This is a genomic window from Paraburkholderia jirisanensis (genome assembly GCF_054782355.1).
Genome location: NZ_BAAGSQ010000029.1, coordinates 517,008 through 527,964, shown reverse-complemented (window position 1 = coordinate 527,964; position 10,957 = coordinate 517,008). Strand labels below are relative to the sequence as shown.

Genomic DNA, 10,957 nt, shown 5'->3' with positions numbered 1-10,957 from the left:
GCGTTATCCGGCCAGAATCAGGCTGACGTTACTGCCGCCGAACGCGAACGAATTGCTCATCACGTGACGCGTGCCCGCATGCTGCGGCAGAAAACGCTCGTGCTCCACCAGATCGAGCGGCGGCAGCGCCGGGTCGGCCGCGCCGTCCCAGCAATGGCGCGGCAGCGGCATGCGCTCACGCGCCAGCGTAAGCCATGCGAAACCGAGTTCGGTCGCGCCGGCCGCGCCCAGTTGATGCCCGGTGTACGGCTTCGTGCCGCTCGTCGCCACGCCGTCGGCGAATACACGCGCCATCAGGTGTGCTTCCATGTCGTCGTTCTTGCGCGTTGCGGTGGCATGCAGATTCACGTAATCGATTGCTTGCGGCGCGAGGCCCGCGTCCTGCAGCGCGGCGCGTAGCGCAAGTTCGCCGCCTATGCCTTGCGGATCCGGTGCGGAAATGTGATGCGCGTCGCTCGATTCGCCGGCGCCGGCCAGCGCGACCGGCGCTTCGTCACGGCTCATCAGGAACACCGCCGCACCTTCACCGACGTTGATGCCGCAACGATTCACGCTCATCGGATTGGTACGCGTCGCGCTGGTCGATTCGAGCGACGCAAAGCCCTGCACGGTCAGCTCGCATAGTGAATCCACGCCGCCCACGATCACTGCGTCGCACAGGCCCAGTTGCAGCAGCCGGCGTGCCGACACGAAGGCTTTCGCGCTCGACGTGCAGGCGGTCGACACCGTGAACGCCGGGCCGTCGATATCGAGCGCCGCGGCCGCGAACGGCGCCGCGGTGCCGATTTCCATCTGCGCGTAATGAAAGCTGTCGGGCAACGCACCCGCCTGCGCCTGATGCACCAGCGCGGCTTCAGCTGCGTCGATGCCCGACGTGCTGGTGCCGAGCACCACGCCGATCCGCTGCCGGCCGTAGCGCTCGCGCGCCGCTTCGACAGGCTGCGCGATCTGCGCGAGCGCGGCGAGCAGCAGGCGGTTGTTGCGGCAGTCGTAATGTTGCAACGCAGGCGACGGCGTGCGGGCAAGCGCGCCGGTCACGCGGCCGACGAAAGCCTCGCCGAGGCCGGTATGCATCGCGCCCATGCCCGGCGCGTGGCCGGCGGCAAGCGCGTGCACAATCGACTCGACGTCGTCGCCGAGCGCGTTGACCATGCCGAGCGCGTGCAGGTAGACCCGCGGAAATATCGTGGAAGCGCTCATGCAGTTCTCCGTGAATGCGCCGGCATGCCGAGCGGCGCGAGCAGCACCGCCACCGCGATGCCCAGTGCCAGCGTCGAGCCGAAGCTGCGCAGCGCCGGCATCGCGCTGGTGCCGAGCAGGCCGAACGACAACAGCGTGGTGGCGGCGGACAGCAGCACGCCGGTCCATACCGCGCCGAGTTCGGCGCCTTCGCGCAGACAGCCTTCGCGCAGGAATACAGCGTAGTTTGCGCCGACCCCGAGCACCAGCATCAACGCGAGGCAGTTGAACAGATTGAGCGGCACGCGCGCATAGCCGAACACCGCCAGCGTGACGACCACCGCGAGCAGCACCGGCAGCGTCACCGCGATGCCGCCGCGCACACCGTAGCGGAATATCAGCAGCAGCAACACCAGCGCGAGCGCGCCGGCCAGCCACAGCGCGCTGTCCACGCGATACGCGCCGAACAGCTTCGACACGCTCGCTGCCTTGTCGACGAACACCACGCCCGGCAACGCGTGAGCGAGCGCGCTCAGGTCTGGCAGATTCGCGTCGGCCACGCGTCGCGGGATGACGAGCGCGGCGTAGTCGTGTTGCGGCGTGTGGGTCGCGCCGAGCCATAGATGGCGATACGGCTGCGCCCACGGCGTGGCGAGCCAGCGCTCGACTGTGAGCGGCGCCGTGTCGGCCGACTGACGGTAGGCGGCCAGCCAGGCATCGGCGACTTCGTCGCGAAAGCCGGCCTGGACCAGCGTCGCGCGTAGTTTATTGGGATCGTCGAATACGCGCTTCGCGAGCAACGCGCGATCGGCCGTCTGTTGCTGCGCCGGCGGCACGAACGACGACACCGACTGCCAGCCGTCCACCGCTGCCGCGCCGCTCAATCCGTCAAGCTTCGCGCCGAGCGCCTGCGCGCGCTGCAGCACCGCGTCGGGCGTCGCGCCGCGCACGACGAAGAACTGCGCGGTGTTGTCGACGCCGATCGCCGCGCGGATCTGGTTTTCCTGTGCAGCGAGCACCGGGTCACGCTGGATCAGCAGATGGATGTCGTCGTCGCTGCTCAGACGCAGCCAGCCGGGCGCCGCGAGCACCAGTAGCAGCGCAGCCACCCACCATGCGCGGCGGCCGCCGAGCAACGCGTGCCAGCGCTCGAGCAGACGCGCTGCCGCATCGAACAACTGGCGACGGCCGTGATTAGGCTTGTGTTTCAGCTCACGCGGCAACAACGCAGGCAACAGCGTCAACACCGAAGCAAACGCCGTGCAGATACCCACCATCGCAAAGCACGCAATCTGCCGCAGCGCCGGAAACGGCACCCACGCGAGGATCGCATAGCCGAGCAGGCTGGTGGCGAGCGCCACCGTCAGCGCGGGGCGCACCGCGCGCGCGCCGCGTCGCGCGTCCCACGGTGTTTGAGAATTGCGTGCCGCGCCGAGCGTGACGACGAAATACTGGATCGAATAATCGACTGCCTCGCCGATCAGGCTCGCGCCGAACACCAGCGTCACCAGATGCAGCTTGCCGAATACGATCAGCGTGGCGGCCAGCGCGCAGACGATGCCGAGCGCGGTCGATACGAAACCGAGCAGCAGGAAACGCGGCGAACGGAACACCCACAGCATCAGCAACGCGATGCCGCATGCGGACGCCGCACCGATCAGATGGACGTCGCGCTCGGCGCTGCTGCGTGCTGCCTGCGCGTAGAACACCGCGCCGGTGCGGGCCAGCGTGACGTCGGGGAAGTGTGTTTTGAGTTGCGCGGCGCCCTGCGCGGTCGCGGTGAGCACCGCCTGTTCGAGCGGTGCTTCGTAGGCCGAGCCGGGCAAGGTGGCAACCACCAGCACGCTGGTCGCATCGTCGTGGTGCGCGACCAGCAGGTTGTCTTCGATCGACAGGTTCGAGGTGGCGAGCGGCAGGCCGGGCAGCCAATGCTCGAGCCAGCCGAACGGGTCGTCGGCGAGCTGCGTGGCGAGCGGGCCGCGCAGCGGGTTGTACAGACGCTGCGCGAGCGCATCGGGCAGCGAGTATGAGTCACTCGCCAGCGCTGTGCGGTCGGCGGGCGTCAACAGGCTGAAGCGGTACGGCAGATAGAGCGTGCCGATCTGCGACAGATCGAACGGCGGTAGTTCGGCCGTTACCGAGCGGAACGTGCCGCTCTTCGTCAGCGTCGTGGCCAGCTGTTTCGCCGCGGCTTTCGCATGCGCGGCGTCGCGGCTCGTCACAACGTACACGGTGCGGTCGCCGAGCGCGGCGGCAAGCTTGTCGACCGCCTGTTCCGCGACGGGGTCCGCTTCGGTTTGCGGCAGCAGCTCGAGCAGGTTGGTCTGCAGCGGCGAGCCGGCCGTGAAACGCCATCCGCAATACAGCGCCGCCGCCAGCGCGAGCAGCAGCCAGGCGGCACGCATGCCCCAGCGCTGCCGCGTCAGCCGGTGCTGCGCCATGAGCTGCATCACGATGCTCCGAACAGCGCGCGCTCGGCGGGCGTCAGTTCGTCGACCGCCGTGCTGCCGGTGAAGTCGAGTTGCGTGACGTCGCCGTTGGCGAGCGTGATGCGCAGCGTCTGCAAGTACGCGCCGCCGCTCATCTGCAATGTCTTGATCGACTGCGCGAGTTGTGGCTGGTTCGGCGTGAGTTGCATCTGCCAGTGTTCCGGCGTGCCCTGTGCGGCGACGTCGAACTGCGCATACAGCGCCGACAGGTCGCCGCCGAGCATCGCGCGCATCATCTTCGAGACTTCGGCGACGCCTCGTGCGCCGTTCGCGTGTTGCGTGCCGGTGCTCTTTACGCGCTGGCCGTTGGCGTTCAATTCGCTCACGCCGGCGTCGTCGATCACGTAGCCTGCCTTGTAGGGCGTATCGATCTTCCAGATCACGCCGCGCTCGCGGAAGAACAGCAGCGAGCCCGTGCTCACGAGCGGCTGGCGCATCGCGGAAAGCGTCTGCGTCTGTTTGAACTGCGCCCGTATGCCTTTGACCTGGCCGAGGCGCGATGCAACCGACGATACCAAGGCCGGATTGCCGGCCGCGGCGTCGCCAGCTGCGGCTGCGGTCGCTGCATGGGCGCTCTTGGGGAACGTGGCGAGCACGACGAGGCCGCATACCGCGACGAGCGCTGCTGCCGTACAGGCCACACGCGTTGCGGCTGCAAGCGTGCGCGCGCGCCGCTTCAACGTTTCCATGCGCGCTCCAGCTTTTCGAAGACGACCGGCGGCGACACGAATTGCAATTCCTGGGTCGCCGCATCGACGGCGACCTGGATCGTGTAGCCCTTCGTCAGACGCGTGCCCGATGCGCAATCGACGATCTCGTAGCCGATCTTCAAACGGTTCTGGTATTCGAGCAGTTGTGCGCGCACTTCGAGTTGCTGTCCGTAGATGGCCGGCCGCACGTATTTCAGATGCGCCTCGACGATCGGCCACAGATAGCCGGAATCGCGCATCTGCAGATAGTCGTAGTCGAATGCGCGCAACAACGCGGCGCGGCCGATTTCGAAGTACTTCAGGTAGTTGCCGTGCCAGCAGACGTTCATCGCGTCGACGTCGTGAAACGGCACTTCGACGAGGCCGCTCGCGCTTAATACCGGGGCTTGTTTATCGGGCGCGTTCATCGTGCGCCTCCCCGCGTGGCTTGCCGTTCGGCTCGCCGTTCGGCAAGCCGCTCCGCTCGATCAGCGCGCACGCGGCAATCTGCGCCGTCAGCGCGCGCAGCTCGTGTTCCAGCGCGCGGTCTTCAACGACGAATGGCGAGATCGCTTCGACACGCTGCGCAAATGCCTCGAGAGGCGCAGGCACCGGCGTATCCGCCGCGTCGCGCACGCGCAGCCTGAGCGCCTGCAGCGCCGCCAGCGTATGCGCGGCCGCTACCTGCTCGGTCAGTTCGAGCACGCGCAGGCAGTCGCGCGCGGCGATCGTGCCCATGCTGACCTTGTCCTGATTGTGCGATTCCGTCGAGCGCGAAAACACGCTCGCCGGCATCGTCTGTTTCAACGCTTCCGCCGTCCACGCGGACGACGAAATCTGCACCGCCTTGAAGCCGTGGTTGATCGGCGCGCGCTCCGGCGTCGCGCCGGTCAGGTTGCGCGGCAAGCCGTTGTTGAATTTTTCGTCGACCAGCAACGCGAGCTGCCGGTCCATCAGGTCCGCCAGATTCGCGACCGCGGTCTTCAACGAGTCCATTGCGAACGCAATATGGCCGCCGTAGAAGTTGCCGCCGTGCAGCACACGCTCGCCGTCGGGGTCGATCAGCGGGTTGTCGTTGGCGCTGTTCAGCTCGTTTTCGATGTCGCGCCGCACCCATGAAAGCGCGTCGCGCGCCACGCCGATCACGTGCGGCGCGCAACGGATCGAGTAGCGGTCCTGCAGGCGATGCCCCGGCGTATCGGCGCGGCCCGCGAGATCCGCGCGAATCCATGCGGCAGCTTCGGCCTGGCCGGCATGCGGTTTCGCCTCGAAGATCAGCGGATCGAAATGCGCGGCGCGGCCGTCGAGCGCGACGGTCACCACGGCGGTCAGGCGCGAGGCAAGGCGCGTCAGATGGTCGGCGCGCGCAAATGCGAGGCACGCGAGGCCGGTCATCACCGCCGTGCCGTTCATCAGCGCGAGGCCTTCCTTCGGCGCGAGCGTGAGCGGCGTGTGGCCGAGTTCCGTCCATACGTCGCGCGCATCGCGCAGCACACCGCCGAAGCTGACGTCGCGTTCGCCGACCAGCGCCGCCGCCACGTACGACAGCGGCGTCAGATCGCCGCTCGCGCCGACCGAGCCTTCGGATGGAATGCGCGGCAGGATGCGCTGGTTGATCAGGTCGGCAAGGCGCTCGAGCAGCACCGGGCGTACGCCGGACATCCCGCAGGCCAAGGAGTTGAGCCGTGCGGCGACGACCGCGAGCGTCTGCGCGTCGTCCAGATATGCGCCCATGCCGCAGCCGTGATAGCGCGTGAGTTGCAGCGGCAATGCTTCGACCAGCGCCATCGGCACGTCGACCACGCAAGCTTCGCCGTAGCCGGTGTTCACGCCGTACACGGTTTCGCCGGCCGCCAGATGACGGCGCAGGAATTCGGCGCCGCGTTCGATGCGCGCGCGCCACGCGGGGTCGCCTGTCAGCGCGACCGGCGCGGCGTCGCGCGCAATCGCGACGACTTCCTCGATGGTCAGGCGCCGGTTGCCGATCACGATCGGGGTGACGCCGGGTTGCGGCGCGGCGGCCAGGTGCGGATGGGCTTTTGCGTCGGCTTTTGCGTCGGCCGGCATCGCAGATTGCGCGTCGCCGGCGCCTGCGTTGCCAATCAGATCATGCTCGGCCATTCGCTTCTCCATTGGATTGCGCCGACTTGCGCGCAAGGTCCGCGCGTGCCTGCGCTGCGCGCGCGGGGCGCGCCCAGAAATCGTAGAAATTGAACCATTGGTAAGGCGCCTTGCGGCAATAGTGTTCGAGCCGCTGCGCGTAACGCTGGGCCCATGCGGCGAGCTGCTCGGCGCGGGCGGCGCGCGGCAGTTCGATACGCTGCGCAAACGATTCGAAATACACGCGGTAAGCGCCGCGCTCGCGCAGGCAGAAGAACAGATACACCGGACAGCCAAGCGCGTGGGCGAGGATATACGGCCCTTGCGCAAACGGCGCGCTTGCACCGAGAAACTGCGCATCGGTAGTGCGGCCCGATTCGCTCGCCGGCACGCGGTCGCCGACGATCACCAGCAGTTCGCCTGCGTCGATGCGCTCCTGCATCAGCATCGACGTCTGCGGTCCGAAATCGCGTACTTCGACGAGGTGGTGCCCGAAACGCTCGTTTGCCGCGGCCAGCACGCTGTTGAAGCGGCGCGCATGCCCGGTATAGACAATCGCGGTGACCTTTGCGTACGCATGGCGTGCGGCGAGCGCGCGCATCATTTCGAGGTTGCCCAGATGCGCACCGATCACGAGCGCGCCGCGGCCGCTGTCGGCGAGCGCCTCGAACGCGGCTGGGTCGTCGAAGGCGATTTCGTCGCCGTTGATGCGGCCGGACCATGCAGCGAGTTTGTACAGGCCCGCCTGGGCGAACGCGAGCATCTGCAGGTAGGCGGAGCGCCAGCCGGGGCGGGGTGTGTTGCCATCCGGAGTCGCGTCGGCCAGATGCGTGAAGTAGGTCCGCGATGCGGCGCGCGCGGCGCGTCCGGTCAGCAGGAAATACGCGACCACCGGATGCAGCCACCAGCCGGTGACGCGCAGGCCGAACACGCGGCAGCTCAACGCGAGCGTCAACATGCCGAGGCGGCTGCCGCGCTCGGCGATGCGCGACCAGTTGCGATTTTGGGTTTCGCCGGCGGGCGCGGCCGATGCCGGTTTGGTGCCGGTGGTGCCGGTGGTGTTGGCGTGTGCGCGCGTGCTGCCGCTGCCACTGTCGTTGCCACTGTCGCCATTGTGGCCTTCATCGGCGGGCATCGCGACCGGCACACCCGCGTTGCGCGGCATCAGCTTGTGCGCGAGCAACATCGGCAAGCGCCACAGCATGCCGAACACCAGCCGCGTATGGCTGCGCGAAATGCGCACGTTGTCCCACAGCACATCGAAATGCGACACACCGTCCGCCGCATAGGTGACGCGCGTCGCGATCGAACGGAACGCGACGCGCCGCCAGTACAGGCGCACCAGAATCTCGATATCGAAGTCCATCCGGGTCGGCAGTGCGACGCTGTCGAGCAGCGCGCATGCGGCATCGAGCGGATAGAGCCGGAAGCCGCACATCGAATCGCGGATCGTCGGCGATAGTGTTTCGATCCACACCCACACGTGCGTCAGATAGCGTCCGTACAAACGCGCCTTCGGCACGCTTGCGTCGTACACCGGCCGGCCGATGATCACCGCAGCCGGCGCTGCGTGCGCGGCCTCGATGAAACGCGGCACGTCGGCCGCATCGTGCTGGCCGTCGGCATCGATCTGCAACGCGTGCGTGAAGCCCGCGGCGCGCGCGGCGCGCAATCCGGCCATCACGGCCGCACCCTTGCCGCCGTTCACCGGTAACCGCAACAGCGTCATGTGCGCTGCGTACTGCACGCGCAGCGCAGCCAGCACCTGTTGCGTCGCGTCGTCGCTGCCGTCGTCGACGACGAACATCGGCAAACCATGCACCGCAAGACGCGCGAGCGTGCCGCCAATCGCGTCCTTGTGGTTGTAGATCGGAATCACGATGCACGCGGCGAGGCTCATGCGTGCTCCCGGTAGACGATCACGCCCGATGCGCAATCGCGTGTGCCGAGCCGGTAAGCAAACTGCACACGGCGGCGCACCGCATCGTGCGACAGCGTCAGCATCAGCAGCGCGCCCGGCCGTACCGGCGCGGTGAACTTCAGGCGATCGATCGATGCGATATCGCGTACGCCAGCTATGTGTTCGGCCGCGAAACGGATCGCCCAGTCGAGCTGCACAATGCCCGGCAGAATCGGCACGCCCGGAAAGTGGCCGGCGAAATGCACGAGGGTCGACGGTACACGCAGTTCGTAGTGGAACTCGTTGCCGCGACGCGCTTCGGTCAGCACCTCGACACCTTCGGCTCGCGCTCCGAAAGCTTCGGCCAGTGCCGCGGCCGGCAGCTTGCCGCGCGCATCGAACGGCAGCGCAATGCGAAAGCGCCAGCGGCGCGGCAGCACGACCGCGTCGAAATAGTCGGCCAGATGCCGGTGCAAGGTTTTCGCGAGCGCGACGCGGCCTTCGCCGCACAGCGCCGCGCTACCCGCTTCGGTCAGCGCGACCAGCACGCCGACGCGCTCGCGCGAAGCCCCCGCGAGCGGCACCGCCGCCGCTTGCGTCACATACGGATGCAAGGCGAGACGCGCTTCGAGCTCGGGCAGCGACACACGCTTGCCGTCGAGCTTCACGATGCGGTCGAGCCGGCCACGCAGGTTGAAGCGGCCATCGGCGTCGAATTCCACGGCGTCGTCGGTGCGGTGCCAGGCGTCGTGGCCGAGATGCGGCGAGCGCACTTCGAGCGCGCCGTCTGCGCCGTGCCGTGCTTCGATGCCGTTGAGCGGCTGCCATGCCGGCGTGTCGTTCTGCCGGCGCCAGGCGATGCCGCCGGTTTCGGTGCTGCCGTAGATTTCGGTCGGCGCTGCGCCGAATGCCTGCGCGTAGTCGAGCGCGGCCTCGTTCGCCAGCGGACCGCCCGACGAAAAAAACACGCGCGGGGCTGGGGTCAACGTGGCGAAACCAGGCAGCGCGGGCCAACGCGACAGTTGCGCAGGCGTGGCGACCACGGCCGTCGCGCCGTAGACGTCGATGCGCGCCTGCAGTTGCTGCGGTTCGCCAATCGCGTTGCGATCGAACGGGCGGCCGGCCGCAAGCGGCCACAGCACGCGAAACAGCAACCCGTAGATATGCCGGTGCGGCACGCTCGCCAGCACGGTTGCATCGCCAAGCGTTGCGCCCCATTCGCGTTCGAGTGTTTGCACCTCGGCATCGAATTGCGCGAGCGTTTTGTGGACCGGTTTGGGCACGCCGCTGCTGCCCGACGTGAAAAGCGTGAGCGGCGCGATGGGCGCGATCGCGCCGAAGTCTGGTGCAAGGGCTGCGAGCGTCGTGCGCTCGTCTTCGAGCGCTTGCAGGTTGGCGTCGGTCAGCACCGCGTCGAATGCGCCCGCGAGATCGGCAAGATAACCGGGCGTCGCACTGGCCGGAATCACCGGCTCCTTGCCGCATGCAAGAAGTGCAAACAGCGCGCACGCGAAATCGAAGGTATCGTCGATACACAATGCGTAGCGCCGCGGCGCATCGGGCGCCTGAAGAACCTGCGCCGCGATGGCCGACACGCGCGCGCGGAACGCGGCAAAGTCGAGCGTCGTTGCGGGCCCCGCGCGCGCCGCGTCGCGGCAAACCGGCGTGGATGCCGCATGTGCGCCGCGCAGCAGTTCGTGCAGCGCGATCATGCGGCCTCCGAACGAGCCACGCGCGGCAGCACCACCAGGTAGCGCCAGACGATCTCGGCTACCAGCAGCACGCCGATCAGGCCGTAAGCAATCGCGCCGTTATACAGCGACCACGCCTCGCGCGGCCAGTACAGCGCGGTGTACAGCGAAAACGCGCCGTTCAGCACAAAGAACACGCACCAGATCTTCGTGACGTGACACGTATAGCGAATCGCCGGTGCGCTCAGTTGCGGCGTGCGGATGCGCGCGAACTTCTCGATCATCGATGGTCCGCGCACCAGCGTCGCGCCGAAGGCGATCAACAAACCGAGATTCACCAGCGACGGATAGACGCGCAGCAGCAGTTCGCTATCGGTCGCGACGATTGCCGCCGAACCGCAGCCGAGCAGCGCCGCGACGCCCCAGTCGATCGGCGAAAAGCCTTTCAGCGAAAGCGCGAATGCGCCGCTGCCCGCAAACCGTTGCAGACACAACAAACCGAACAGCATGCAGCCGACGTAGCGCGGCGTATCCCAACGCCACGCGCACAAAATGACCAGCGGATAAGCCAGCTTCGCCACGACCGCGAGCACGCCGCCTACCCGGCGCCGCATGGCGCCACCGGCCTGGTGCTGGCGCGGCCGATCTGCGCGCATCAACCCTGCGCCGCAAGCAGCGATTCGACCGCGACGATTACGTCGCCCACCGTGCGCACCGATTTGAATTCTTCCGGCTTGATGCGCCGGCCGGTCATTTCCTGCAGCTTGATCGCGAGGTCTACCGCATCGATGCTGTCCAGATCGAGTTCCTCGAACAGGTGCGCCTCGGGTGTCACGCGCTCCGGCTCGATGGCGAAGTTCTCTTTGAAGATCGCGCGGATGCGTTCCAGAATCTCTGCGTCGGTCACGG

General features: G+C 67.5%; 9 protein-coding genes. All 9 read right to left on the bottom strand.

Features of this window, described 5'->3' with window-relative positions:
- Positions 1-3: 3 nt before the first annotated feature.
- From ACYVNQ_RS28065 to ACYVNQ_RS28025, 9 genes are read right to left on the bottom strand one after another with little or no spacing between them, the layout of a single operon-like run.
- Entirely contained in the window at positions 4-1,200 is a 1,197-nt protein-coding gene (locus ACYVNQ_RS28065; protein WP_460906997.1) for a beta-ketoacyl-[acyl-carrier-protein] synthase family protein, read from the bottom strand.
- The gene (locus ACYVNQ_RS28060; RefSeq protein ID WP_460907723.1) at positions 1,197-3,629 is read right to left on the bottom strand and encodes an MMPL family transporter; all 2,433 of its coding nucleotides are present in this window, start codon (positions 3,627-3,629) and stop codon (positions 1,197-1,199) included. Before ACYVNQ_RS28060 ends, ACYVNQ_RS28065 begins: the two co-directional genes overlap by 4 nt.
- Positions 3,629-4,357, bottom strand: coding sequence for a LolA family protein (locus tag ACYVNQ_RS28055; protein WP_460906995.1), 729 nt, complete (start codon positions 4,355-4,357; stop codon positions 3,629-3,631). The genes ACYVNQ_RS28060 and ACYVNQ_RS28055 overlap by 1 nt, the downstream gene beginning before the upstream one ends.
- Positions 4,345-4,785, bottom strand: a complete 441-nt coding sequence (locus ACYVNQ_RS28050; RefSeq protein WP_460906993.1) for an acyl-CoA thioesterase — start codon at positions 4,783-4,785, stop codon at positions 4,345-4,347. The genes ACYVNQ_RS28055 and ACYVNQ_RS28050 overlap by 13 nt, the downstream gene beginning before the upstream one ends.
- Positions 4,769-6,478: an HAL/PAL/TAL family ammonia-lyase gene (locus ACYVNQ_RS28045; protein WP_460906991.1), complete on the bottom strand. Its 1,710-nt coding sequence runs from the start codon at positions 6,476-6,478 to the stop codon at positions 4,769-4,771. Before ACYVNQ_RS28045 ends, ACYVNQ_RS28050 begins: the two co-directional genes overlap by 17 nt.
- A complete protein-coding gene (locus tag ACYVNQ_RS28040) occupies positions 6,465-8,357 on the bottom strand; it encodes a glycosyltransferase family 2 protein (RefSeq protein WP_460906989.1) in 1,893 nt (630 codons plus the stop codon). Before ACYVNQ_RS28040 ends, ACYVNQ_RS28045 begins: the two co-directional genes overlap by 14 nt.
- Positions 8,354-10,069, bottom strand: coding sequence for an AMP-binding protein (locus ACYVNQ_RS28035; protein WP_460906987.1), 1,716 nt, complete (start codon positions 10,067-10,069; stop codon positions 8,354-8,356). The genes ACYVNQ_RS28040 and ACYVNQ_RS28035 overlap by 4 nt, the downstream gene beginning before the upstream one ends.
- Positions 10,066-10,704, bottom strand: coding sequence for a COG4648 family protein (locus ACYVNQ_RS28030; RefSeq protein ID WP_460906985.1), 639 nt, complete (start codon positions 10,702-10,704; stop codon positions 10,066-10,068). The genes ACYVNQ_RS28035 and ACYVNQ_RS28030 overlap by 4 nt, the downstream gene beginning before the upstream one ends.
- A complete protein-coding gene (locus ACYVNQ_RS28025) occupies positions 10,704-10,955 on the bottom strand; it encodes an acyl carrier protein (RefSeq protein WP_460906983.1) in 252 nt (83 codons plus the stop codon). Before ACYVNQ_RS28025 ends, ACYVNQ_RS28030 begins: the two co-directional genes overlap by 1 nt.
- Between the last annotated feature and the right edge of the window lie 2 nt (positions 10,956-10,957).